Origin of the sequence: Streptomyces bicolor (assembly GCF_000719285.1) — a bacterium.
GTDB classification, from domain to species: Bacteria; Actinomycetota; Actinomycetes; order Streptomycetales; family Streptomycetaceae; genus Streptomyces; species Streptomyces bicolor.
Genome location: NZ_JOFS01000015.1, coordinates 47,122 through 71,771 on the forward strand (window position 1 = coordinate 47,122; position 24,650 = coordinate 71,771).

Consider the following 24,650-nt stretch of genomic DNA (forward strand, 5'->3'; position numbering starts at 1 on the left):
ATCGCGTGCCTCACAGGTCCAGGTCGATCAGTTCCTGCCGTGGCTCCTCCCGCGGCGGTCCGGCCTCGCGCCGGGCCGCCGCGCCGCGCACCAGCAGCGTGCCGGTGACTCCGGCGGCCAGCCCGCCGACCGCCCACCACACCCCCTCCGAGACCTTGATCCCGCTGTCGGCGGAGTCCCGGTCGGCATCCAGCAGCCCGGCCCCGCGCACCTCCTCGTAGGCCGGGCGTGACGCACGGTGCCAGCGGATGTCGTCGTCCAGGACGTCCGGCGCCGGATCCGACCGGATCCATGGCGTGCCGTCCGGCGCAAGGAGCAGCTGGTCCTGCCGCTCCATCGCCACGTCACCCCCGGGCGGCCGGTGGGTCTGCGGCCAGCCGCCGATCCCGGTCAGCCCCCACATCACCGTGAGCCGTACCGCCGGATACCGCCCGTCCGCCCACTCCTCCGGCACCCGCTGCGTCCCGGTCGACTCCGGCTGGAACAGCCGCCACAGCCGGACGAAGTCCCGCTCGCCGTGCCGTACCGCCGTCGACCGTCCCGAACCGCCGGTGACGACCACCGCCACGTCGGGCCCCGACCGTGGGCCCTCGTCCGCCACCGCTTCCGGAGCCGCCACCAGGACCGGCCACGCGAGCACCACCCCCGTCGCCGCCACCCGCACCAGCACCGAAGCCGCAAACCGACGCAGCATCGTGCGCACCCCCTCCCGCCGCCTGCCCCTCCCTTGTTACACCTCCGGAGACGGATCGGTTCCCACCTGTTTCCGACCAGTTCCGGACCCGCCTTCGGAACCTGAGAGAATGGTGAACATGGCCTCTGACCGACCCCGCGTGCTCTCCGGAATCCAGCCCACCGCAGGCTCGTTCCACCTCGGCAACTACCTCGGCGCCGTCCGCCAGTGGGTGGCCCTGCAGGAGACCCACGACGCGTTCTACATGGTCGTCGACCTGCACGCGATCACGGTCCCGCAGGATCCGGCGGAGCTGCGCGCCAACACCCGGCTCGCCGCGGCCCAGCTCCTCGCGGCCGGACTCGACCCCGAGCGCTGCACGCTGTTCGTCCAGAGCCACGTCCCCGAGCACGCCCAGCTCGCCTGGGTCATGAACTGCCTCACCGGCTTCGGCGAGGCCTCCCGCATGACCCAGTTCAAGGACAAGTCCGCCAAGCAGGGCGCGGACCGGGCGAGCGTCGGTCTGTTCACGTACCCGATCCTGCAGGTCGCGGACATCCTGCTGTACCAGGCCAACGAGGTCCCGGTCGGCGAGGACCAGCGCCAGCACATCGAGCTCACCCGCGACCTCGCCGAGCGCTTCAACGGTCGCTTCGGTCCGACCTTCACCGTCCCGAAGCCGTACATCCTCAAGGAGACGGCGAAGATCTACGACCTTCAGGACCCGACGATCAAGATGAGCAAGTCGGCGTCCACGCCGAAGGGCCTGATCAACCTCCTCGACGAGCCCAAGGGCACCGCCAAGAAGGTCAAGAGCGCGGTCACCGACACCGACACCGTCATCCGCTACGACGCCGAGAACAAGCCGGGCGTCAGCAACCTGCTCACCATCTACTCGACCCTCACGGGGACGGGAATCGCGGAACTGGAGCAGAAGTACGACGGCAAGGGCTACGGTGCGCTCAAGACGGACCTCGCCGAGGTCATGGTCGAGTTCGTGACGCCCTTCCGGGAGCGCACCCAACAGTATCTGGACGACCCGGAGACGCTGGACTCGATCCTGGCCAAGGGCGCGGAGAAGGCGCGCGCCGTCGCCGCGGAGACGCTCTCCCAGGCGTACGACAAGGTGGGCTTCCTGCCCGCCAAGCACTGAGCCCGTACAGCGCTGCATATCACTCCGGTTGCGCCTGCCCGCAGCGCGGCCGTGGCCGTACAGTCGATAACCGAGTGGCTGCCACGGCGGCCACTCACGCTCACCAACAGACGACAGGAGACGACGTGGGGACCGTAACGATCGGTGTGTCGATCGCGGTCCCGGAGCCTCACGGCAGCCTGCTCCAGGAGCGGCGCGCGGGCTTCGGCGACGCCGCGGCTCACGGTATCCCCACGCATGTCACGCTGCTGCCGCCGACAGAGGTCGACGCCTCGCTGCTGCCCGCGATCGAGGCGCATCTCGTCGAGGTCGCGGCCGCCGGCCGCCCCTTCCCGATGCGGCTGTCCGGCACCGGCACCTTCCGGCCCCTCTCGCCGGTCGTCTTCGTCCAGGTCGTCGAGGGCGCCGAGGCCTGCACCTGGTTGCAGAAGCAGGTCCGCGACGCCTCCGGGCCCGTCGCGCGCGAACTGCAGTTCCCGTACCACCCGCACGTCACGGTCGCGCACGGCATCGACGACGAGGCGATGGACCGTGCCTTCGAGGAACTCGCCGACTACGAGGCCGGCTGGCCCTGCACCGGCTTCGCCCTCTACGAGCAGGGCGCCGACGGCGTCTGGCGCAAGCTGAGGGACTTCGCCTTCGGGGGGCCCGTCGTGCCGCCGCAGCCGGGCCATGTGGACCGCGGGTCGATTCCCGCGAGTTAGCTCCGCAGGCAGGGCCGCGATGGAAAGTGCCGCGGTGTGAGGGTGTTCGTCTGCGGGTCCGTCGTGGCCGGTCGCGCCCACGTGGCGGAGCCGCACATCGATACAGCCCGGCGCCCCCGGCGGCGCTACCGAACCGCGGCATCCATGCGAGGCCCCAGCTCCCCCGGGACCTACAGCGGCAGCCGCCGGAACAGCCCCCGCGGCACATGCCGCAGCGCCGACATCACGATCCTGAGCGTGCCCGGCACCCACACCGTCTCCGAGCGTCGTCGCAGGCCCAGTTCGATCGCTGTCGCGACCGCTTCCGGCGTGGTCGCGAGCGGGGCTTCCGCCAGGCCGGCGGTCATCTTCGACCGTACGAATCCGGGGCGTACGACCATGACGTGGACGCCGGTGCCGTGCAGCGCGTCGCCCAGGCCCTGGCTGAAGACGTCCAGGCCGGCCTTGCTGGAGCCGTAGATGAAGTTGGCGCGGCGCGCCCGCTCGCCGGCGACGGAGGACAGGACGACGAGCGAGCCGTGGCCCTGCGACTGGAGCGCGCTCGCGCTGACCAGGGCCGCCGACACGGCGCCCGTGTAGTTGGTCTGGGCGACCCGGACGGCGTTCAGCGGCACGCGCTCGTCGCGTGCCTGATCGCCGAGGACTCCGAAGGCGAGCAGGACCATGTCGATGTCGCCCTCCGCGAAGACCTTGCCGAGCACCGTCTCGTGGGACTCGGGGTCCAGCGCGTCGAAGGCCACGGTGCGCACATCCGCCCCCAGCGCGCGCAGCTCGGCGGCGGACCGCTCCAGGGCGGGCGACGGGCGGCCCGCCAGCCGGACCGTGCGGGTGCGGCGCGCGATCAGTCGGCGCGCGGTGGCCAGCGCGATCTCGGACGTACCGCCGAGGACGAGCAGGGACTGGGGGAGACCGAAGGCGTCCTTCACGACAGCTCCTAGAGATCTGAGAGTCCGAGAGATCTGAGAGTCCGAGAGATCTGATGGCGGGTTCTAGAGGGCGAGGCGGCGGGCCAGGTCCGACACGAACACCCCGCGCGGGTCGATCTCGGCGCGCAGGGCGCGGAAGTCGGCCAGGCGCGGGTACATCGCGGCGAGCAACTCGGGCCGCAGGCGGGAGTCCTTGGCGAGGTAGACGCGCCCACCCGCCCCGGCCACCTCCTCGTCCAGCTCGTCGAGGAGGGCGGCGAGACCGGGCAGGCCCGCCGGGATGTCCAGGGCCAGCGTCCAGCCGGGCAGGGGGAAGGAGAGCCAGCCGGGATCGGCGTCCCCGAAGCGCTTGAGGACCGCCATGAAGGACGGGCAGCGGTGCTCCGAGATGCGCCGCACGATCCGGCGCAGGGTGTCCTCCTGGCCGCGTCCGACGACGAACTGGTACTGCACGAAGCCGCCCCGGCCGTAGATCCGGTTCCAGTGGGGCAGGCCGTCCAGCGGGTGGAAGAAGGTGGCGAGCCTCTGCAGCTCGCCGGTACGCGCGCGTGGAGCTCTGCGGTACCAGAGCTCGTTGAACCAGCTCACGGTACGGCGGCTCAGCAGTCCTTCCGGGAGGAAGGAAGGCGCGGCGGGCAGACCGGACGGGCGGAAGGCGAGCGGGTCTCTCCGCGCGCGTGTGCCTTCGCGCAGCGCCTCCAGGGGCGCGTGGTCGCCCCGGGTGAGCACCGCGCGCCCCGTCGCCGCGCCACGCGCCAGCAGGTCGATCCACGCGACCGAGTAGCGGTAGTGGTCGTCGGTGGCGACCAGACGGGCCATCAGGTCGTCGAGGTCCCGCGCGCGTTCCGTGTCGACCGACATCAGCGAGGTCTCCACGGGCTGGAGCTGGACCGTGGCGGTCAGGATCACGCCGGTCAGGCCCATGCCGCCGGTGGTCGCGTCGAACAGGGGCGTGCCGCGGCGGACCATGCGGATGTCGCCGTCGGCGGTCAGGAGTTCCAGCGACATGACGTGGCGGGAGAAGGAACCCGAGACGTGGTGGTTCTTGCCGTGGATGTCGGCTCCGATCGCGCCGCCGACCGTCACATGGCGGGTGCCGGGCGTCACCGGCACGAACCAGCCGAGCGGGAGCAGCACCTGCATCAGCCGGTGCAGCGAGACTCCCGCGTCGCACAGCACGGTGCCGTCGTCGGCGTCGATCGCGTGGATGCGGTCCAGGCCCGTCATGTCGAACACCGCGCCCCCGGCGTTCTGCGCCGCGTCTCCGTACGCCCGCCCCAGGCCCCTGGGGATGCCTCCGCGGGCCCCGCAGTTCCGGACGGCGGCCGCGGCCTCCTCGTAGGTCCTGGGTTGGATCAGACGGGCGGTGGTGGGGGCGGTGCGGCCCCATCCCGTGACGGAGACGGTGTCGGCAGGCATGTCGGCGACCGTAGCGCCCATTTACATGCAGCTAGTCCTGAAACATCCCTTTCATCCGCGAAATGGGTGATTAATGGGATGTCGTTCAGTATTGCCGTAGTTCTGGTACAGGTGGCGTGGACAGTGAGTCCACATGGATCACCTCGACGACAAGGACCATCGAAGCCTCCGGGGCGCAGATGTCCGAATCCTTTCGGCGCTCCATGGGCGCAGTCGGGACCCGCGTGTCGCCTCCGCCGCGCGAGCCCTCTCCCGGGTGGGCGAGCACGGCGCGCTGTGGCTGGTGGCGGGTCTCGCCGGGGCCGCCGTGGACGGTGGGCGCCGCGGCGCCTGGTTGCGAGGTACGGCGCTCACTGCGGGTGCGCACCTCGTCAGCATGGGTGTGAAAAGGGTGGTGCGCCGCCCGCGTCCGGCGCATGTCGAGCCCCTCGTGCGCACCGTCGGCCGGCACTCCTTTCCGAGCTCCCACGCGACCTCCGCCGCGGCGGCCGCCGTCGCCTACGGCGCGCTCGGCGCCTACGCGATCCCGCCGCTCGCCGCCGCGATGTGCCTTTCGCGCCTGGTCGTCGGCGTTCACTATCCCTCGGACGTGGTGGCGGGCGCGGCCCTGGGTGCGGTCGCGGCGTGCGCAGGGTCGGGCTGGATGTGGAGAGGGAGCGCCCATGTCTGAGACCGCGCCCCTCACGAATGCCGCAGCTCCCAGTCAAGCGGCGCTTCGTGAGCAGCGCACGCCCCCACGGCAGGCCGTGCCACCGCCCCGCGAAGGCGGCGTCCGCGCGCTTGTGAAGGGCCTCCTCAGGACCGCGCGGCCCAAGCAGTGGGTCAAGAACGTCCTGGTCGTCGCCGCCCCGGCCGCCGCCGGACGGCTCTTCTCGATCCACGCCGCGACGCAACTCGCCCTCGTCTTCGCCCTCTTCACCGCCTGTGCCGCCGCCGTCTATCTGATCAACGACGCCCGCGACGCCGAGGCGGACCGCTCGCACCCCACCAAGCGACGACGTCCGGTCGCCGCCGGACAGGTGCCCGTGCCCGTCGCGTACGCCGTCGGGGGCGCCCTCGCCGTCCTCGCACCGACCGCCGCGGCCTGGCTGACCTCGCCCACTGTCGCGGGGCTGCTCACGGCGTACCTCGGCATGCAACTGGCGTACTGCGTCAGCCTCAAGCACGTCCTGGTCGTCGACCTCGCCGTCGTCACGACCGGGTTCCTGATGCGGGCGATGGCCGGCGGGCTCGCGCTCGGGATCCCGCTGTCGCGCTGGTTCCTGATCACGACCGGGTTCGGGGCGCTGTTCATGGTGTCGGCCAAGCGCTACTCCGAAGCCGTGCAGATGGCCGGGAAGGCGGGCGCCACGCGTGCGTTGCTCACCGAGTACACCACCGGCTACCTGCGCTTCGTCTGGCAGTTGGCGGCCGGGGTCGCCGTTCTCGGGTACTGCCTGTGGGCCATGGAGGAGGGCGGCGTCCCGCATTCCGGCGTGCTGCCCTGGCGTCAGCTCTCCATGGTCGCCTTCATCCTCGCGATCCTGCGCTACGCCGTCTTCGCCGACCGCGGCACGGCGGGCGAACCCGAGGACGTCGTCCTGCGCGACCGCGCGCTCGCCGTCATCGCAGTGGTGTGGCTGGCGATGTACGGGTTGGCGGTGGCCGATTGGTAGGCACGCGCGCGTGGGCCGGCCGGCGCGATCACGGCCCGAGAACCACCCGCCGTGAACTCCTCGGCTTCGCCACCGTCGGTCTCCTCGCCTACGCCGTCGACCTCGCACTCTTCACCTGGCTCCGCGGCCCGGCCGCCCTCGGCCCCCTCACCGCCAAGGCCCTCTCCTTCGTCGCCGGATGCGCGGTCGCCTACGCCGGGAACGCCCTCGGCACCTACCGTCACACGCGCCCGAGAGGCCTGCGCCCCTGTGCCGTCTTCCTCGCGGTGAACGCCGCCGGGGCGGCCGTACAGCTGCTGTGTCTCACCGTGAGCCACTACGGCCTCGGCTTCACCTCCCGGCGTGCGGACATCGTCTCCGGGGCCGGCATCGGTATGGCGCTGGCTACTGCCGTGAGGTTTTGGGGCACTCGGACATTGGTCTTCCGCACGGAGGGCAGAGTCGGATCATGGACTGGCTGAAGAGACTTCCCGGCGTCGGGCCCGCGGTGGCCCGGCTGATGGCCACGCACGCGTGGCGGTCGTACGAGCGCATGGACCGGGTGAAGTGGACACGGCTGGCCGCCGCGATGACCTTCATCAGCTTCATCGCGCTCTTCCCGCTGCTGACGCTCGCCGCCGCGATCGCCGCCGCGACGCTCAGCCAGGACCAGCAGAACAAGCTGGAGGACAAGCTCGCCGACCAGGTGCCCGGCATCTCCGACCAGCTCGACATCGACGCCCTGGTGCAGAACGCCGGCACCGTCGGCCTCATCGCCGGCGCCGTCCTGCTGTTCACCGGTATCAGCTGGGTCGGCTCCATGCGCGAGTGTCTGCGCGCCGTGTGGGAGCTGCCCGACGAGGAGGAGAACCCCGTCCTGCGCAAGGCCAAGGACGCGGGCGTCCTGGTCGGCCTCGGCGGCGCCCTGCTCGCGACGATCGCCGCCTCCGCGGTCGCCTCCGCCATGGTCGGCTGGATCACCCGGCAACTCGGCATCGACGAGGGCGGCTGGGGCGGGATCCTGCTGCGCGTCGCCGCGTTCCTCGTCGCCGTACTCGCCGATTTCCTGCTCCTGCTGTACGTCCTGACCCTGCTGCCCGGCGTGGAACCGCCGCGCCGCCGGCTGATGGTGGCGGCGCTGATCGGCGCGATCGGGTTCGAGCTGCTGAAGCTGCTGCTCAGCGGCTATATGCAGGGCGTGGCCGCGAAGAGCATGTACGGCGCGTTCGGCGTGCCGGTCGCCCTGCTGTTGTGGATCAACTTCACGGCGAAGCTGGTGGTGTTCTGCGCCGCCTGGACTGCGACACAGGGCAAGGACGTCGAACTCGCCGACCACTCCGAAGAGTCGGCCGACGAGTCCGAAGAGCCGTCTGGCCCGTCCGAGGAGCCGGCCGACGAGTCGGGTGAATCGGCCGGCGAATCCGGAAAGTCGGCCGACGAGTCCCGAGATTCAGCCGACGACTCCGGAGGATCAACCGGCGAGTCCGGGAAGCCCGGCGTCAGGAGCGGCCCCGACGGCGCACCAGGTCGGGCAGCGGCCACCGGCGGTTGATCAGGAACGCACCCGCCGCGAGCAGCACCACCACCCCGCCGGTGATTCCGAGCGCGACTCCGATGCCGCTGGAGCCGCCGGCGGCCGAGGCACCCACCGCCGGCTTCGAGGGCCCCTCGCCGTCCCCGGTGCCACCGGCCTCCCCGGCGTCGTTGGCACCGGGCTGCGCGCTGGCCTGGGCCGCGCTCTTCGGCGGCACCAGCTCACCCACCGGCTGCACCTTGCCGGCCGCCTTGAAGCCCCAGTCGAAGAGGCTCGCGGTCTCCTTGTAGACCTCGTTGTGCTCGCTCTTCTCCGGGTTCATGACCGTGACGAGCAGCACCTTGCCGTCCCGCTCGGCCACACCGGTGAAGGTGGCTCCGGCGTTGGTGGTGTTGCCGTTCTTGATGCCCGCGATGCCCTGGTAGACGGGGAGGTCGCTGTCGCCGGCCAGCAGCCGGTTGGTGTTCTGGATCTCGAAGGACCCGCGGACCGACTTGCCCTTCTTGTTCTTCGTCGTCTCGCCCGGGAACTTGGCGGTGACGGTCGAGCAGTACTCGCGGAAGTCCTTCTTCTGCAGCCCTGACCGGGCGATCAGGGTGAGGTCGTACGCGGACGAGACCTGGCCCGGAGCGTCGTAGCCGTCGGGGGACACGGCGTGCGTGTCGAGGGCCTGGAGTTCTTCGGCGTGCTCGTTCATCTCCTCGACGGTGTTCTTGATCCCGCCGTTCATCTTCGACAGGACGTGCACCGCGTCGTTGCCGGAGCGCAGGAAGACCCCGAGCCACAGGTCGTGGACGGAGTACGTCTCGCCCTCCTTTATCCCGACCATGCTGGAGCCGGAACCGACGTCGGCCAGGTCGGACGGGACGACCTTGTGCGTCATGGTCTTCGGGAACTTCGGCAGCACCGTGTCGGCGAACAGCATCTTCATGGTGCTCGCGGGCGCCAGCCGCCAGTGCGAGTTGTGCGCGGCGAGCACCTCGCCGGACTCGGCGTCGGCGATGATCCAGGAGCGCGCGGTCAGGTCCTTGGGCAGGACGGGGACACCGCTCGCGAGGTTCACCTGAGTCCCGGGCCGCCCCAACCGCTCTCCGCCCACGGTCGACATGCCGGCCGGGGGAGTGGCCGACGGGCTCGTACTCGGTGACGGCTTGGGAGCCGCGTGGGAGACGGGCGCGGTCAGCGCGAGGGACGACAGGACGGCGGAAGTGACCAGCAGGGATCGCCTGGCGGTCTTCTTGGGTGCGGGCACGACGGAGAAAGTACATGCCGTTCCCATGGAAGTCCCGCTTCCGGCCCCACCCCGCTCAGGGAACCGGATGGGCGACGGTGATACTGAATGCATGAAGCTCAGCCGCCCCGTCTCCTGGTTCCTGCTCGCCTTCGGGGTGTGGAGCTGGGTCATCTGGGTCACTTTCGTCAAAAACCTGATCAAGGACAGCAGCGGGCTCGCCTTCGACGACGGTCACCCGACGGCGTACTTCTGGGTGCACCTGCTGCTGGCTGTCGTCTCCTTCGTATTGGGGACGGTCATCGGGGTCATCGGGTTGCGTGGAGTGCGCGCACTGCGCCGCACGCCATAGGAACTCGGCCACGACCCGGGACGTTCACTCAGCACGCAACGGAAAGGGAACGTCGGCGTGGTCATCGTCTTCGCGCTTGTCGCACTTCTCGTGCTGTCCGCCCTGGTGGCGGGCAACTGGTGGGTGTGGCGCCGTCTGTTCCGCGACACGACGCGCGGGCCCGGCTTCGCGCGCCGCGCGGGTGTGGTGGTGATCGCCGGTGGCTGGGCGCTGACGGTCGGGGCGTTCGTCGCCGAACGCGCGGGCGCCCCCTTCCGGCTCCAGCAGATCCTGGCCTGGCCGGGCTTCCTGTGGCTGGCCCTGTCGATATACCTGCTGCTGGGTGTGCTGGCGGGTGAACTCGTACGGCCGCTGCTGCGGCGCTTGCTCGAGCGGCGGGCGCGCGCCGAGGAAGCCGTACGGGAGCCGGAGCCCGAGCCGGTACCGGCCGGAGTGACGGTGGCCACACCCGCCGCCGGGGCATCCATTGCGTCGACCGCCACGGCTGCCGTCACGACGCCCGCCACCAAGCCGGCCGAGAACCGGACGCTCCCGTCCGCACCCGACGAGTCGTCGTCCCCCACGCCCGCCCCCGACTCCGCCGACCCGTCCCGCCCCCTGGCCACCCCCACCCGCCGCCTGTTCGTCTCCCGTGTCCTCGCCGGTGCCGCCGCGGCGGCCGCGGTCGGCACGGTCGGTTACGGCACCTACGGCGTCCTGCGCGGACCGACGGTCAAGCGGGTCACCGTCCCGCTGGCGAAGCTGCCGCGCGCGGCGCACGGTTACCGCATCGCGGTCGTCAGCGACATCCACCTGGGCCCGGTCCTGGGCCGTGGCTTCGCCCAGAAGGTCGTCGACACGATCAACGGCACCCAGCCCGACCTCATCGCGGTGGTCGGCGACCTGGTGGACGGCAGCGTGAAGGACCTCGGCCCGGCGGCGGCCCCGCTCGCCGGGCTCCGGGCGAGACACGGGGCGTTCTTCGTCACCGGCAACCACGAGTACTTCTCGGGGGCCGAGCAGTGGGTCGAGGAGGTACGCCGCCTGGGCCTGCGCCCGCTGGAGAACGCCCGCACCGAACTGCCCCACTTCGACCTGGCCGGTGTCAACGACGTCTCGGGCGAGAGCGAGGGCCAGGGCCCCGACTTCGCCAAGGCCCTCGGCGACCGGGACAGGGCACGCGCGTGCGTGCTCCTCGCCCATCAGCCGGTTCAGATCCATGACGCCGTCGACCACGGCGTCGACCTCCAGCTCTCCGGCCACACGCACGGCGGCCAGTTGTGGCCCGGCAACCTCATCGCGGGCCTGGCGAACCCCACCCTGGCCGGCCTGGAGCGTTACGGCGACACCCAGTTGTATGTCAGCCGGGGCGCGGGCGCCTGGGGCCCGCCGACGCGCGTGGGCGCCCCCTCGGACATCACGGTGATCGAGCTGGCGTCCCGTCAGGCCTGACGACTAGGCCCCGAACGGCCGTACGGCCGCGGCATCCTGCCTGTGAACAGCCTGTGAAACCCGCTGGAAACGCCCGTAGGTAAGTTCTTTCCCATGTCACCCGAATTCCCTTCCCCCTGCTGAAACACGTGTGATTAGGTGTGCGCGCCACTAAGGGGAGTGGCGCAATCCATTGCTCATGCGGAGGCCCGTCGAGGGCCTGGGGAGAGGGCACCCATGCGTTCGGTTCGCATGCGGATTCTCGCGACGCTGCTCGTGCTGGCGGCCGTGGGAGTGGGCGGCTGGCAGTTGCTGCCGTCGCGGGACGATCAGGACAGGACCATCACGGTCGGCACGACGGACGCCGTCACGTCGCTCGATCCGGCCGGCGCCTACGACGCCGGATCCTGGGCGCTGTTCAACAACGTGTTCCAGTCACTGCTGACCTTCGAGCCGGGCGGCGTCACCCCCGTGCCGGACGCGGCGGAGAGCTGCGGCTTCGTCGGCACCCAGCTGAGCACCTACCGCTGCGAGCTGCGCGACGGCCTCACCTTCCCGAGCGGGCGCGTCATGAGCGCGCAGGACGTCAAGTACTCCTTCGACCGGGTCAAGCGGATCAAGTCGAACGTCGGCCCGTCCTCCCTGCTGGACACGCTCGGCTCGGTGACCACGAGCGGCCGTACCGTCACCTTCCATCTGTCGTCGCCCGACGCCACGTTCCCGCTCAAGGTGGCCACCGGAGCGGGCTCCATCGTCGACCGTGAGAAGTATCCGGCGGACGCGCTGCGCACCGACAACGCTGTCGACGGCACCGGTCCCTACACCCTGACCACGTTCACGAGGGACAAGAAGGCCGTCCTCGCTCCCAACTCGCACTACCAGGGCGCCCTCGACGGCACCGGCCGCCCCGTCGAACTGCGCTACTACCCGGACTCCGACGCCCTGGACGGCGCCTGGAAGGCGAGGCGGATCGACGTCGCCACGCGCACACTGCCGCCCGAGGTCCTCGCCGGCCTGAACGCCGCCGACCCCGGCCAGCGCGTCTCCGAGGCCGACAGTGCCGAGATCCGCAACCTGTACTTCAACACCCGCGCGGGCTCGCCCCTGCACGACGTCCGGGTCCGCCAGGCCATGGCCTGGCTGATCGACCGCGACAGGCTGGCGGCCAGGGTGTACAAGGGCACCGTCGACCCGCTGTACTCGCTGATCCCGACCGGCATCACCGGCCACACGACGTCGTTCTTCGACACCTATCCCCAGCTCAGCACCGCCAAGGCCCGCGCTCTGCTCACCGAGGCCGGCGTCAGCCTGCCCGTCCGCCTCACCTACGGCTACGGCACAGGCCGGGGCGCCGCGAGCGCCGAGGAAGCCGCTGAGCTGAAGCGGCAGTTGGAAGCGGGCGGCCTGTTCAAGGTGACGGTCAAGGGCTACGAGTGGACCGACTTCCAGAAGCGCTGGGCGGGCGGCAAGCTCGACGCGTATGCCGTCGGCTGGGTCGCCGACTTCCCCGACCCGGACACCTACGGCGGCCCGCTCGTCGGCAGCACCGGAACCATGAACACCGGCTACCGCAACAAGACCGTGGACCGGCTGATCACGGCCAGCCAGCAGTACGCCGACCGCAGCGAGGCCATACGGGACTTCCGCTCGGTGCAGGAGGCCGTCGCCCGCGACGTCCCCGTCATCCCGCTGTGGCAGGCCAAGGAGTACGTCGTCACCAGCGGGGACGTCGGCGGCGGCCAGTATCTGTCGGACGGCACCGGTGTCTTCCGCCTCTGGCGTCTCACCTGGATCTGACGCGATCTGGCGGCCTTGTCACTCCATGCGGTGATGCCAGGGAGCCACCCCGCGCTGCACCATGTGACGGAGGTGTGCGCAGGGTGAGGAGCAAACGTGGTGAGACGCAACGCCTTTCGGCTGCCCCGGCACCCGGCGTCGGTCGGACTCGCCCGCCGCCGGGTCCGGGACCACCTGGCCGACTGGGGGCACGGACCGCGGGATGCGGCGCTGGAGGACACGGTGCTGCTCGTCTCGGAGCTGGCCACCAACGTCGTACGCCACGGCCCTCTCCTGGAGCGCGAGTTCGAGGTCGCCGTGACCGCGCTCGCCGACGGTTCCTGTCTGATCGAGGTGTCGGACGAGGGTCGGCTGGAGCCGCGGTTACGGGTGGTGGAGGAGTGGGAGGAGACCGGCCGCGGCCTGCACCTGGTGGAACACCTGGCCGCGGCGTGGGGGGTGTGGAGCCGGGGGCGCCATGGGAAGACGGTGTGGGCGCTGATACTCGCCAACGCCGCGGCCGACAACTGAGCGGCTCGAAAGTGGTTACGACCGTAAAGGCGCCACCGGCAGTGTCACCGTCACCGCCAGCCCCTCACCAGGCGCCGTCCGCACCGTGACGTCCCCGCCGTGAGCCTCCACCACGCCCTGCACGATCGCCATCCCCAGCCCGCTGCCCGCACCGCCGCCGGCCCGGAAGAACCGGTCGAAGACGCGGGCCGCGTCCTCCTCGCACAGCCCTGGCCCCTCGTCCTCGACACACAGCCGTACGACCCGGTCCGCGCGCTCCACCCCGAGCCGCACCGGCACATCGGCGGGCGTGTGCGTACGGACGTTGCTCAGCAGGTTGCCCAGTACCTGGCGCAGACCCGACTCGTCGGCCCGCACGAGCAGCGTGCCGTCCGCGTCGACGGTGATGGGCCGCTGCGGCTGCTGCACCCGCAGATCCTCGGCGGCGTCACGCGCCAGGCGGCTCAAGTCGACGTTCGTGAAGCGCAGTTCGGGCCGTTGGTCGAGGCGGGCGAGGGTGAGCAGTTCGTCGACGAGGCGTCCCATGCGGTCGACCTCGCCGTTCATCCGGTCCCAGGCGCGCTTGCGCTCGGCCGGTTCCGTCAGCATTCCCCTGTCGTACAGCTGGAGGTAGCCGCGTATCGCGGACAGCGGGGTGCGCAGCTCGTGCGAGGCGTCGCCGACGAAACGGCGCAGCTGGGCCGCGCTGCGCTCGCGCGTGCGGTACGCCGACTCCACCTGGTGGAGCATGGAGTTGAGGGCGACCCGGAGCTGCTCGACCTCCAGGGTGGGGTCGCGGCTGGAGGGGACGCGCCGGGTCAGGTCGCCCTCGGCGATCGCCGACGACGTCTCCACCATGTCCTCCAGCGGCCGCATCCGGCGGCGCACACTGAGCATGGTCATCCAGCCGAGCAGTGCCAGCAGCAGGGTGCCGACGGCCAGGTCCATCCGCAGTGCCTTGCCCATGCCCTCGTGCAGGCCTTCGGTCGGTATGGCGATCAGCACGACGGTGCCGTCCGCCAGCCGGGCGCCGGCCGTCCGGTAGCGGTCGCCATCGACCCGTACGTCCCTCGGCTCCTCGTCGGCGGCGAGGGCGACCGGGTCCTTCGCGGCGGCGGCGAGCGCGTGCTGGCGCGGCGTCGGCTCCAGCGGGCCGAGGGCCACCGGCCGCCCGGCGGAGTCGACGGCGACGTACACCATGGCCGGGCTCGGCAGCGGATCCGCGTCCGTGGCGCCGTCGCCTGGAAACCTGTCCAGCGCGATGCCCAGTTCGCTCAGCGATTCGATCTGCCGCAGGGTGAACCCGGCGTTCCGCAGCGTCGTGCGCGCGCTCTTCAGCTCGCTGTCGACCTTGTCGAGCAGATAGAACCGCGCGGTCATCAGGCTGACCGCGGTCGCGACGACGATGCCCACCGCCAGCAGCGCCACGTTCGCCAGCGTCAGCTTGCCGCGCAGCGAGTGGATGCCGCGCCGGCGGCAGACGTCGAAGATCCTGAGGACCTTCATGCCAGCCCGTATCCGACGCCGCGGCGCGTGGTGATCACCGGCGGTCCCAGGGCGTCCAGTTTGCGCCGGAGATAGCTGATGTAGGTCTCGACGACGGTCGACTCGGGCGGGGTGTGCTCGTACTGCCAGACGTGGCGCAGGAGTTGCTCCTTGGGCACGATCCGGCCGCCGTTGCGCACCAGGAAGCGCAGCAAGGCGTACTCGGTCGGGGTGAGCTCGACGGTGCGGCCCGCGCGGCGCACCGAGTACGTCGTCTCGTCCAGCTCCAGATCGCCGTATCTGAGCGGCGGTCGCTGCTGCAGGACGTCGTCCGGGCGGGTGCGGCGCAGCACGGCCGCGATCCGGGCGATGACCACGTCCACGTCGAACGGCTTGGTGATGTAGTCGTCGCCGAAGCCGAGGGCGCCGACGATCTCGGCGGGCGAGTCGCGAGCGGTGAGGAAGACGAGCGCCAGGTCGGGGCGTCGCTCGCGCAGTTCACGCCCGAGGGCGCGGCCGTCACCGTCCGGGAGCATGACGTCGAGGAGCGCCACATCGGGTCGGGTGCGCTCGGCGAGGGTGAGCGCCTCGCGGACGGTGCCCGCGATCATGACCTCGAAGCGGTGGTAGCGCAGGGCGATGGCGAGGACGTCCGCGATGGACTCCTCGTCCTCCACCACCAGCACGGTGCCAGAAGCCGTCGTCATGTCCCCAGTATCGGCGGGGCCACTGACAGTCGGGTGGCCCGGCCGCTTTGGAGTTCCTTGAGAGTCATGGCCGTCGCCTGCCACGCGCGCGCGGCGCCGCCAATCCTGTTGCCCAGGACCTGGGGGACCGACCGAAACCGAATAAGGAGCGTTGAGCGTGGCTGCATTGGCACGGTGGTGCTATCGGCACCGGCTGGTGGTCCTGTTGCTGTGGGTGGGGGCACTGTTCGGCCTGGGCGCGGCGAGTTCGGCCGCCGGCACGAACTACGCGAACGTCTTCTCCCTCCCGGACACGGACTCCGCGACCGCGTACGACCTGATGGAGAAGGCCTTCCCGGAGCGCGCCGGCGACACCGACACGGTGGTGTGGAAGGTGGACGAGGGATCCGTGCGGGACGGGTCCGTACGGTCCCGTATCGCGCCCGCGCTGGAGGAGATCGGAGAGATGAAGGGGGTCGGCGAGGTCACCGACCCGTACGCGGCCCGGTCAGCGCAGATCAGCCGGGACGGGCGCATCGCGTACGCCCAGATCACCTTTACCGAGCAGGCGAACGCCGTCCCCAAGGAGCTGATCGAGGACGTCGTCGACACGGCGCAGGCCGCCGAACGCGACGGACTGCAGGTGGAGCTGGGCGGCCAGGCCATCGCCCGCACCCAGGAGCCGCCGCAGGGTCTGTCGGAGGCGGTCGGCATCCTCGCGGCGGCCATCGTGCTGTTCCTGGCCTTCGGCTCGCTCTTCGCGATGCTGCTGCCGATCGTCGTGGCGATCGCCGGCGTCGGAACCGGCCTGATCGGGACGATGCTCCTCAGCCATGTCACGGACGTGCCCGAAGTGGCCCCGCTGCTCGGCTCGCTGATCGGCCTGGGCGTCGGCATCGACTACGCCCTGTTCATCGTCACCCGGCACCGGCGCGGCATCCTGCGTGGCATGAAGCCGGAGGAGGCGGCGGTGACCGCCCTCAACACCTCCGGCCGGGCGGTGCTGTTCGCGGGCGGCACGGTGTGCATCGCGCTCGCCGGCATGCTGGTGATGAACATGCGGTTCCTGGACGGCGTGGTGGTAGCGACCTCGCTCACCGTCGTCCTGAGCGTGCTGGCCGCCATCACCCTGCTGCCCGCCCTCCTGGGCCTGCTCGGCACGCGGGTGCTCAGCCGCCGGCAGCGGCGTCGGCTCGCCGCGGCAGGGCCGGAGCCGGCCGAGGCGAGTGGGCTCGCGGCGCGCTGGTCGTCGTACGTCCAAAGGCGCCCGCGCCCGGTGGCGGCGATGGCCGTCGTCGTCATGGCGGCCCTCGCGATCCCGGTGCTGTCGCTCCGCCTCGGCGCCACCGACCAGGGCAACCACCAGGAGTCGACCACGACCCGGCAGGCCTACGACCTGCTCGCCGAGGGCTTCGGACCCGGCTTCAACGGCCCGCTCCAGGTGGTTGTCGAGGGCGAGGCCCCCGCCGGCCTGGTGAACGAGATCAGGTCGACCGAGGGCGTCGCCCAGGTGGCCGCCGTACCGCCCGCGAACGACGTCACGGTCATCCAGGTCGTACCGACCACATCACCCCAGTCCGAGCAGACGGACCGGCTGATCGACCGCCTGCGCGACGACGTGATCCCGCAGTCGGGTGCCGACGCCCATGTGGGAGGCGTGACGGCGGTCTTCAAGGACTTCGCCTCCGTGACCGGCGAGCGCCTGCCGTACTTCGTCGCGACGATCATCGCGCTCGGCTTCCTGCTCCTGCTGGTGGCGTTCCGCTCGCTGGTGGTGCCGCTGACGGCCGCGCTGATGAACCTCATCGCGGCGGCCGCGTCCTTCGGCGTCCTGGTGGCGATCTTCCAGTGGGGCTGGGGGACGGAGCTGATCGGCGTGGGCAAGGAAGGCCCGATCACATCCTTCCTGCCGGTCATCATGCTGTCCCTGCTGTTCGGCCTCTCCATGGACTACCAGGTGTTCCTGGTGAGCCGGATGCACGAGGAGTGGGTGCACACGAAGGACAACGCGCGCGCGGTGCGCGTCGGCCTCGCGGAGACCAGCCGGGTCATCAACTCCGCCGCCCTGATCATGATCTGCGTGTTCAGCGCGTTCGTACTGAGCGGCGACATGGAGGGCGCGATGGCGGGCATCGGCCTCGCGGCCGCCGTCGCCCTGGACGCCTTCATCCTGCGTACGGCTCTGGTGCCGGCCGCGATGCACATGCTCGGCAACGCCAACTGGTGGCTGCCGGACTGGCTGGAGAAGCGGCTGCCGCATCTCGCGGTCGAACCGAAGGAGGAGGCGGCAGTGGTGGAGACCGAGGAGGAACCGGTCGCGGCGGGCAGGTCCTCGGTCGTCCACGGCTTCATCCGCACCGCCGACGGTGAGCCGGTCGACGGTGCGGCGGTGACACTGCTGACGAAGGGCGGCCGTCAGCTGGACCGGGTGACGTCCCTGGCCGACGGCTCGTACATCGTCTCGGTGCCGGCGCCGGGAACGTATCTTCTGGCGGCGACGGCCGAGTCGTACGGCTCCCGGGCGGGGAAGGTGGTCGTGGCGGACGGGCCGCTGGTGTACGACGTGGAGTTGGCCGACGGGGAGGTGGACGCCGTCAACTGAGCGTCGGTGCGGGTGGTGTCAGGGGCGCTCGTCTTCGGCGGGCGCCCTCTTGCCGGTGGCGCCCCTGCCCGCCCTGTCGGCTTTCTCCGCCTTGTCCGCCTTCTTCCTGGCCGGATCCGGAATGGCGTTGGTCATCCCCGGCAGGAAGTCCGTGAACAGCTCGTGCACCTCGCGCACCAACGGCCGCAGCACCCGGAACCTCGCCAGCGAGACACCTCGTGCGGTCAGCCGGGCACCCCGCTCGGCGAGCCGGTAGCTGCGCTCGCGGCCCTCGGTCCGGTCGAAGACCCAGTACAGCACGAGCCCCATCTGGGACAGCCACATCAGCTCCGGCAGCACGTCCCGGAGTTCCTCGGGCACCTTGGTCTTCGTCGCGCCCGCCAGCACCTGTCGATGGACGCTGATGGCCTCCACGCGCGCGTGCTCCGACTCGGGGGAGAAGGGGCTGAGCGGGCTGTCGGGATCGGCGGCGTTCTTGAAGAACTGCACCGCGAACTCGTGGTACGGCGTGGCGATGTCCAGCCACACCTTCAGGACGCCCGCGAGCCGCGCCTCGAGATCGGTCTCCCGGGCCAGGACGTCCCGGACCGCCGCCTGGTGCTCGGCGGCGATCCGGTCGTAGAAGCCCTGGATCAGGTGTTCCTTGCCCGCGAAGTAGTAGTACGCGTTGCCGACGGAGACCCCGGCCTCCTGGGCGATCGCCCGCATCGTCGTCTTGTCGTAGCCCCGCTCCTGGAACAGCCGCATGGCGGTCTCCAGGATCAGCGCACGGGTCTGCTCGGACTTGCTGGGCGCATCGCCCTGTTCAGGGCTGTCGTTCTTCGAGGACACGGAACCAGAGCCTAACGAGTGCCGTTTCCGCCCACCGTCAGGAGGCCTGTGCCGTCTGGTACAGGTTCTGGGCGTCGGCGCCGAAGTACGGGCCGTACATCCGGTTCGGCAGGAAGTTGTACTTGAAGCTGTTCACCGAGGACAGCAGGCCGGTGCCCGTGGACTCGTTGAACTGCGTGAACCAGGGGCCGCCGCTGGAGCCGCCGGTCATGTTGCAGTTCATGCCGTGGTCGTTGGACAGCAGGAAGTCGCGGTTGGTGTTGCCGCTGCAGTAGATGAACTTCTCGCCGTCGTACGGGGCGGCGGCCGGGAAGCCGAACGCGTACATGCGCAGGTTGTAGCCGGTGTTGAAGGCCAGCCCCTGGCCGCCGACGACGTCCGTCAGCAGCTTGCCGTCCAGCGGGGCGACGACGGCGGCACCGACGTCGTAGTTAATGTCCTCGCTCGCCGTCCACTGCGGTGTGGACAGCGTCTTCGAGGCGGTCCACCGGCCGTACGGGGCCTGCCCGTCGTGGTAGCCGGGCACGAAGACCCAGTTGGTGTGCCAGGCGCCCTCCAGCTTCACGCAGTGCCCGGCCGTGATGACGGTGCTCTTGTTGGCGCTGGTGACGGCGTTGCCGGAACAGGACGCCGTACGTCCCTGGTAGGTGAAGAACACACGGCCCGCCGTGGAGACGACGGCACCGCCGCCGGTCCACTGACCGCCGCTGTTCGGGAAGGCCATCAGGCCGATGTCGGCGGCGGCCTTGCCGACCTTCGCGGCCGGGGCGGTGGGCGCGACGGTGGTCGCCGTGCCCTTCAGGGGCGCCGAGCCGCCGTCGAAGTGGCCGTTGACGCTCACCAGGTCGAGCGGGGTGGCCTGGCGCATCCGGTCCGCTGTCCAGAAGTCGCGGGCCTGCTGCTGCGCGCCGGCCGAGACCGAGCTGACGCCGTTCGTCGTGACGGGTTTCGGCGCGGCGCCCGCGGGAGTGGCCAGGGCGCCGGCGGTGAGCAGCGCGGTGACGCCGACCAGGGCGCCGAGGAAGGGACGGGGTATGCGGGTGACGCCGGGTGTGCCTCTCACGCGTACTCCTTCTGCGATGGGGGGACCGGGCGACCGGGTGGGCCGCCCGGCTGACAGACAGTCGATGCGAGTGCGGAGTGGAGAACCGGGAGGCAGCGTGCCAACCCGAGCACCGTTTTGGAAGGGCGCATGCCAAAACGGAGTCGGAAAGCGGGACATTCAGGACGGGTTGGGCTGCGTGGTGCAGGTGCCTCCGTCGCAGCCCGGCGGGTTGTACGTCCAGCCCACGCCGGGGTCGTACGACCATCCCTCCGCGCTCCGGTAGACCCGCCCGCCCCACTGGGCCCCGCCCCCCTGTGTCCCCTGCAGCCCCTGTGGCCACTGCGCCCCGCGCCACTTGGCGGCGGCGAGTGCGGCACCCTTGGCGAGCCGCGCCCCCGACGGAGTGCTGAGGCGATGAGCCAGCGGCCGGTGCTCGCGCAGGGCCCACAGGGTGACGATCCAGGCGGCGGAACCCCGGTAGACCTGCCCGGCGTCACCGACGACGGTGATCTCGTCCAGCGTGGCGCCGTGGTCGAGGTCGGGGTGGCGCCTGCGCGCCTCCTCGGACCCGGCCGGCACCAGTTCCAGCGGCACCAACTTGGGCTGCTTCACGAGCCAGTCGCGCACGAAGGTGCACAGGGAGCACCCGGCGTCGTAGAGGACCGTCAGCCGGTGGACCGGGGTGGCGGGCCCGGCGCTCGGAGTGTGGGCCCCGGCGGGCACGGGGCTCGAGGCGCCGTGCCCCGCGCGCGGTGCGTGCCCGCCGGCCGTGACGGCGTTCGTCCTGCCGGTCACGCCGGTCACGCCCCGGCCGACGGCGCGACCCAGTTCTGCGGGGCGACCGGAGGCACCTGCTCCCGCTCCATCACCCCACGCCGCCGGATCTTGTTGAGGACGTAGACGTTGCCGAGGTGCATCACGCCGAGCACCAGCAGTACCACGCCGAGCTTGGTCGACAGGGCCTCGAAGACCCCGCGCGCGTCGACGACGGTGTCGTCGTCGCCCAGGTACAGCGCGACGAAGCCGAGGTTGACGAGGTAGAAGCCGACCACCAGAAGGTGGTTCACGGCGTCTGCGAGCTTCTCGTTGCCGCGCAGTACGTCGGCGAGGAAGATCCGTCCGTTGCGGCTGAGTGTGCGGGCCACCCAGACGGTGAGGGCGATGCTGACGACCAGGTAGATGACGTAGGCGATGACCGTGCGGTCCATGGCCTGCCCCCTTCTTGAACGCGTTCAAAACGCTGACAGGGATGACTGTAGGCCCTGTCTTTGAACATGTTCAACTCAATGGGGTGAGGCCTCCGTCACGTCCCCGACGGAGGCGGCGTCACGGCCTGCGGCCGAGCTCCCGCCGCTTGGAGTAGTCCGTGAACCCGATGACGTTCCCCCAGGGGTCGGCGATCTCGACGGTCCAGCCGGTGGTCACGGAGAAGGGCTCGTCGAGCGGCACGATGCCCGCCTCGCCCAACACCCGCGCCGCCGCCCGCGCGTCCGGCACCTCCAGCCATACGCGTGGGTGCAGCCAGGGAGGCGGCCGGTGCGCCAGCGTCTCCTCGTGCCGCAGCAGGATCCCGGGCATCTCACCCCCGACCTTCAGCAGCGCGATCCCGGCCTCGTCGAGCCGGAACCCGACCGCGAAGCCGGCGCGCTCGTAGAACCGGACGGCCTCGTCGAGGTCGCCGACCGGCAGCAGCACGTTGTCGAACCCGAGCAGCTCGTACGACTCTTCATCTGACATACCGTCAGGGTAAGGGGATGATCGGCCGGAACCGGTGATTGTCAGTGGTGGCTCGTACTGTCGTCGTCATGGGAATCGTGACGTTCGTCGACGAGACGACAAGCGGGAGCCGCAGCGCCGGCTGGGGGCTCGAGATCGCCGAGGAGCGGCTCACCGTGCGCGAGTTGATCCGGCGGCGGGTGTTCCAGGAGGTCGCCGAGTACAACGCGGGCACGCCGGAGGTCTTCCAGGGCCTCGTGCAGCCGCAGGACGCGGAGCGCGTCCTGAACGGCTACGCGATGCGCGCGCGTCGCCGGATAGACCCCGAGGCGCAGACCGAGCTGGCACTGAAGGCCTTCGCGGGCAACGGGTTCCTGGTGCTCGTGGGCGACCGTCAGGTCACCGACCTGGACGAGGAGATCGAGCTCACGCTCGGCACGCAGGTCACGTTCCTGAAGCTCGTACCGTTGGTCGGGGGATGACATGGCACAGATCCAGAAGTACAAGGAACTGGTCGGGCAGCGCATCGCCGAGGGCGACCCGGGCGCGCTCGCGGTCGACCTGCTCAAGGCCGCGTCCGTCAACAACGGCCACTGGTCGGGTCGCTGGACCCAGGTGCTGGACCGGGTGCGCGAGCTGCCGGCGGACACCCGCAAGCTCGTCGCCGACGCCCTCGTGGACCAGTACCACTCGGAGCAGGCCGGACCCATCGCCCGGGACAACGCCCTGACCCTGCTGGGGATCGTGTCCAAGGGGCTCTCGCACAACCTCCTCGCCGCCGAGCGGCTGAAGAAGCTCGACGAAATGTCCCGGCAGCACTCCATCTGGTACTCCACACAGTGCGAGGACCTCGCCGAGGCCGAAATCGCGGCGGGCCGCCCGCTCGCGCCCGCCGTGGTGGCCGTGTTCCGTCGCGCGGCCCTGGAGACATACGGCTCGAAGTCCATGGCCGAGTTGGCCGCCAAGCTCACCACCCCCGTCCTGAACGTGGGCGAGGAATGGGCCGAGCAGGCCATACGGGACGCCACCGACCCCGACCTGCGGGCCCTGCTCGCCCACGCCACGACCGCCACCGCTGCAAAACCCACCGCGAAGTGGGACAAGAGGGCCGCCGCCCTCGTCGACGTGCTGGGTGCCGAGCGCATCCGTGAGACCGTGCTGCCCTGGCTCGCCCTCGTCGGCCGCCCTCGCACGTTCGAGCTGCAACGCCAGACGTACGGACCGGACGTCAACAGCGCCTTCGACCCGTACAACGCCAACGCCCTGCGCGGTATCACCTGGTTCCTCTCCCTGCTGCCGGCGCACCCCGACACCACGCGCGCGCTCGGCGGCCTCGTCGAGACCTCCCTGAAGAAGGTCGCGGGCCTCGGACCGCGCAACCCCAAGGTCGCCAACGCCGCGGTCAACGCCCTCGCCCGCATCGAAGGCGAGGCGGCCCTCGCCGAACTGGCCCGGCTCGCCACCCGTGTCACCTTCAAGGGCACCCTCAAGCTGCTGAACAGCGGCCTGGACGCCCGGGCGGAGGCGATGGGCCTGAGCCGTGAGGAGATCGAGGAGCTGGCCGTACCGGCGTACGGCCTGACGGAGGTCGGCCGCGCGGAGCACCGTCTCGGCGAGGTCACCGCCCTGCTCGAAGTCCAGGGCCCCAAGGTGGTGTTGAGCTGGCGCAACGCCGACGGCAAAGCGGTCAAGGGCGTGCCCGCCGCGGTCCGGCGCGACCACGCCGACGAGCTCAAGGAGCTCAAGGCCACGGTCAAGGACATCGACAAGATGCTCGCGGCGCAGAGCGAACGCCTGGACCGCCAGTTCCTGGCCCGCCGCACCTGGCCGTACGCCGCGTGGCGCGAGCGCTACGTCGACCACCCGCTGGTCGGCACCCTCGCCCGCCGCCTCCTGTGGAGGATCGACGGTACGACGGTCGGGTACGCGGACGGCGAACTGCGGACGCCGGCCGACGCACCGGTGACCGGCGGCAGCGAGGTCGAACTCTGGCACCCGGTCGGCCACGAGCCCGCGGAGATCGTCGCCTGGCGCGACTGGCTGGAGCGGCACGGCGTCACCCAGCCCTTCAAGCAGGCCCACCGCGAGGTGTATCTGCTCACGGACGCCGAGCGCGCGACGGCGACGTACTCCAACCGCTTCGCGGCGCACGTCCTGCGCCAGCACCAGTTCCACTCCCTGGCGGCGATCCGGGGCTGGCACAACAAGCTGCGCCTGGCCGTCGACGACGAGGCGCCGCCCGCCGTGCGGGAGTTGCCGCAGTGGGGTCTGCGCGCCGAGTACTGGATCGCGGGCGACGGCGGGGAGACCTACGAGGACATCACCGACTCCGGCAGCTTCCTGCGGCTGCGCACCGACCAGGTCCGCTTCTACCCGGCCGGCGCCCCGCAGAACTCGGCGCACTGCTGCGGCGGTGAGTACAGGATGTGGCTGCGCGACGGCGCCGACCCGGTCGACCCGCTGCCCTTGACGGACATCCCGCCCCTGGTCCTGTCCGAAGTCCTGCGCGACGTGGACCTGTTCGTCGGCGTGGCGAGCGTCGGCAACGACCCGGCCTGGCAGGACGGCGGGCCCGGCGGCCGCTTCCGGGAGTACTGGACGTCGTACGGCTTCGGCGACCTGGGCGCGAGCGCCGAGACCCGCCGGGCCCTCCTCGAACGCCTCATACCGCGACTGGCCATCGCCGACCGCTGCGCGATCGAGGGCCGCTTCCTGCACGTGAAGGGCGAACGCCACACGTACAAGATCCACCTCGGCTCGGGCAACATCCTCATGACCCCGAACGACCAGTACCTGTGCATCGTCCCCAAGTCCAACCCGTCCGCCCCGCAGGCTGGTTACCTGCCGTACGAAGGGGACCGGATGCTGGCGGTGATCCTGAGCAAGGCGATGATGCTGGCCGACGACACGGAGATCACGGATCCTACGATCCTGAGTCAGCTGTAGGCGCTCCCTGCCCGGAG

The 24,650-nt window shown here is 70.8% G+C and carries 24 protein-coding genes; 13 read left to right on the forward strand and 11 right to left on the reverse strand.

All coding sequences use genetic code 11. From position 1 onward, the window contains the following. Positions 1-10: 10 nt before the first annotated feature. Entirely contained in the window at positions 11-694 is a 684-nt protein-coding gene (locus IF78_RS0120745) for a hypothetical protein (RefSeq protein WP_234439737.1), read from the reverse strand. Positions 695-812: 118 nt separating this feature from the next. Here IF78_RS0120745 and trpS point away from each other — a divergent pair, with 118 nt between their 5' ends. Next, positions 813-1,826 carry a tryptophan--tRNA ligase gene (gene trpS / locus IF78_RS0120750; RefSeq protein WP_031477625.1) on the forward strand — a complete coding sequence of 338 codons (1,014 nt, stop codon included), beginning with the start codon at positions 813-815 and terminating at the stop codon, positions 1,824-1,826. A gap of 125 nt (positions 1,827-1,951) precedes the next feature. Then, positions 1,952-2,530: a 2'-5' RNA ligase family protein gene (locus IF78_RS0120755; protein WP_031477626.1), complete on the forward strand. Its 579-nt coding sequence runs from the start codon at positions 1,952-1,954 to the stop codon at positions 2,528-2,530. Positions 2,531-2,700: 170 nt separating this feature from the next. Here IF78_RS0120755 and dprE2 read toward each other — a convergent pair whose 3' ends face one another. Together dprE2 and dprE1 are read right to left on the reverse strand one after the other, a co-directional pair. Further along, positions 2,701-3,456 (reverse strand): decaprenylphospho-beta-D-erythro-pentofuranosid-2-ulose 2-reductase, encoded by a 756-nt coding sequence (gene dprE2 / locus IF78_RS0120760; RefSeq protein WP_031477628.1) that lies wholly within the window; start codon positions 3,454-3,456, stop codon positions 2,701-2,703. 63 nt (positions 3,457-3,519) lie between these two features. Beyond that, positions 3,520-4,875 (reverse strand): decaprenylphosphoryl-beta-D-ribose oxidase, encoded by a 1,356-nt coding sequence (dprE1, locus tag IF78_RS0120765; RefSeq protein ID WP_031477630.1) that lies wholly within the window; start codon positions 4,873-4,875, stop codon positions 3,520-3,522. A gap of 133 nt (positions 4,876-5,008) precedes the next feature. Between dprE1 and IF78_RS0120770 the strand changes: the two genes are divergently transcribed. The 4 genes from IF78_RS0120770 to IF78_RS0120785 are packed head-to-tail and all read left to right on the forward strand — an operon-like array spanning position 5,009 to position 8,061. After that, on the forward strand, positions 5,009-5,545 hold the full coding sequence (locus IF78_RS0120770; RefSeq protein WP_031477632.1) for a phosphatase PAP2 family protein: 537 nt from the start codon (positions 5,009-5,011) through the stop codon (positions 5,543-5,545). Next, a complete protein-coding gene (locus IF78_RS0120775; protein ID WP_031477633.1) occupies positions 5,538-6,530 on the forward strand; it encodes a decaprenyl-phosphate phosphoribosyltransferase in 993 nt (330 codons plus the stop codon). The genes IF78_RS0120770 and IF78_RS0120775 overlap by 8 nt, the downstream gene beginning before the upstream one ends. Then, the gene (locus tag IF78_RS0120780; protein ID WP_031477634.1) at positions 6,524-6,991 is read left to right on the forward strand and encodes a GtrA family protein; all 468 of its coding nucleotides are present in this window, start codon (positions 6,524-6,526) and stop codon (positions 6,989-6,991) included. The genes IF78_RS0120775 and IF78_RS0120780 overlap by 7 nt, the downstream gene beginning before the upstream one ends. Next, on the forward strand, positions 6,979-8,061 hold the full coding sequence (locus tag IF78_RS0120785; protein ID WP_078662527.1) for a YihY/virulence factor BrkB family protein: 1,083 nt from the start codon (positions 6,979-6,981) through the stop codon (positions 8,059-8,061). Before IF78_RS0120780 ends, IF78_RS0120785 begins: the two co-directional genes overlap by 13 nt. On the opposite strand, the gene IF78_RS0120790 is transcribed toward IF78_RS0120785, so the two are convergent. Beyond that, a complete protein-coding gene (locus tag IF78_RS0120790) occupies positions 8,009-9,295 on the reverse strand; it encodes a D-alanyl-D-alanine carboxypeptidase family protein (RefSeq protein WP_031477637.1) in 1,287 nt (428 codons plus the stop codon). The two genes, IF78_RS0120785 and IF78_RS0120790, sit on opposite strands and share 53 nt — an antisense overlap. 91 nt (positions 9,296-9,386) lie before the next feature. Between IF78_RS0120790 and IF78_RS0120795 the strand changes: the two genes are divergently transcribed. The 4 genes from IF78_RS0120795 to IF78_RS0120810 all read left to right on the forward strand — a co-directional run bounded on the left by IF78_RS0120795 (position 9,387) and on the right by IF78_RS0120810 (position 13,343). Beyond that, the gene (locus IF78_RS0120795) at positions 9,387-9,626 is read left to right on the forward strand and encodes an SCO4848 family membrane protein (RefSeq protein ID WP_031477638.1); all 240 of its coding nucleotides are present in this window, start codon (positions 9,387-9,389) and stop codon (positions 9,624-9,626) included. A 57-nt stretch (positions 9,627-9,683) separates the two neighbouring features. Beyond that, positions 9,684-11,057: a metallophosphoesterase gene (locus IF78_RS0120800; RefSeq protein ID WP_031477640.1), complete on the forward strand. Its 1,374-nt coding sequence runs from the start codon at positions 9,684-9,686 to the stop codon at positions 11,055-11,057. A 216-nt stretch (positions 11,058-11,273) separates the two neighbouring features. After that, positions 11,274-12,833 (forward strand): ABC transporter substrate-binding protein, encoded by a 1,560-nt coding sequence (locus IF78_RS0120805; protein ID WP_031477642.1) that lies wholly within the window; start codon positions 11,274-11,276, stop codon positions 12,831-12,833. Between the two features lie 96 nt (positions 12,834-12,929). Beyond that, the gene (locus IF78_RS0120810; protein WP_031477644.1) at positions 12,930-13,343 is read left to right on the forward strand and encodes an ATP-binding protein; all 414 of its coding nucleotides are present in this window, start codon (positions 12,930-12,932) and stop codon (positions 13,341-13,343) included. A gap of 15 nt (positions 13,344-13,358) precedes the next feature. Here the strand turns inward: IF78_RS0120810 and IF78_RS0120815 are convergent, their stop codons facing one another. Beyond that, the gene (locus tag IF78_RS0120815) at positions 13,359-14,828 is read right to left on the reverse strand and encodes a sensor histidine kinase (protein WP_031477646.1); all 1,470 of its coding nucleotides are present in this window, start codon (positions 14,826-14,828) and stop codon (positions 13,359-13,361) included. Beyond that, positions 14,825-15,514, reverse strand: coding sequence for a response regulator transcription factor (locus IF78_RS0120820; RefSeq protein ID WP_031477648.1), 690 nt, complete (start codon positions 15,512-15,514; stop codon positions 14,825-14,827). The genes IF78_RS0120815 and IF78_RS0120820 overlap by 4 nt, the downstream gene beginning before the upstream one ends. A 166-nt stretch (positions 15,515-15,680) precedes the next feature. Between IF78_RS0120820 and IF78_RS0120825 the strand changes: the two genes are divergently transcribed. Continuing rightward, positions 15,681-18,095 carry an MMPL family transporter gene (locus IF78_RS0120825; RefSeq protein ID WP_031477650.1) on the forward strand — a complete coding sequence of 805 codons (2,415 nt, stop codon included), beginning with the start codon at positions 15,681-15,683 and terminating at the stop codon, positions 18,093-18,095. A gap of 18 nt (positions 18,096-18,113) precedes the next feature. Here IF78_RS0120825 and IF78_RS0120830 read toward each other — a convergent pair whose 3' ends face one another. The 5 genes from IF78_RS0120830 to IF78_RS0120850 form a co-directional block, all read right to left on the reverse strand. Beyond that, positions 18,114-18,926, reverse strand: a complete 813-nt coding sequence (locus tag IF78_RS0120830; protein ID WP_031477652.1) for a TetR/AcrR family transcriptional regulator — start codon at positions 18,924-18,926, stop codon at positions 18,114-18,116. 37 nt (positions 18,927-18,963) lie between these two features. Further along, a complete protein-coding gene (locus IF78_RS0120835; RefSeq protein WP_031477654.1) occupies positions 18,964-19,989 on the reverse strand; it encodes a trypsin-like serine peptidase in 1,026 nt (341 codons plus the stop codon). Between the two features lie 159 nt (positions 19,990-20,148). Next, complete coding sequence (locus IF78_RS0120840; protein ID WP_037640911.1) at positions 20,149-20,694, reverse strand: thiol-disulfide oxidoreductase DCC family protein; 546 nt, start codon at positions 20,692-20,694, stop codon at positions 20,149-20,151. A 77-nt stretch (positions 20,695-20,771) separates the two neighbouring features. Continuing rightward, on the reverse strand, positions 20,772-21,179 hold the full coding sequence (locus IF78_RS0120845) for a hypothetical protein (protein WP_031477656.1): 408 nt from the start codon (positions 21,177-21,179) through the stop codon (positions 20,772-20,774). Positions 21,180-21,297: 118 nt separating this feature from the next. Continuing rightward, positions 21,298-21,708: a VOC family protein gene (locus tag IF78_RS0120850; protein WP_031477658.1), complete on the reverse strand. Its 411-nt coding sequence runs from the start codon at positions 21,706-21,708 to the stop codon at positions 21,298-21,300. Positions 21,709-21,776: 68 nt separating this feature from the next. On the opposite strand from IF78_RS0120850, the gene IF78_RS0120855 reads away from it, so the two are divergent. Beyond that, positions 21,777-22,169 carry a hypothetical protein gene (locus IF78_RS0120855; RefSeq protein WP_031477660.1) on the forward strand — a complete coding sequence of 131 codons (393 nt, stop codon included), beginning with the start codon at positions 21,777-21,779 and terminating at the stop codon, positions 22,167-22,169. A gap of 1 nt (position 22,170) precedes the next feature. Beyond that, the gene (locus tag IF78_RS0120860; protein ID WP_031477662.1) at positions 22,171-24,633 is read left to right on the forward strand and encodes a DUF4132 domain-containing protein; all 2,463 of its coding nucleotides are present in this window, start codon (positions 22,171-22,173) and stop codon (positions 24,631-24,633) included. Positions 24,634-24,650 lie beyond the last annotated feature (17 nt).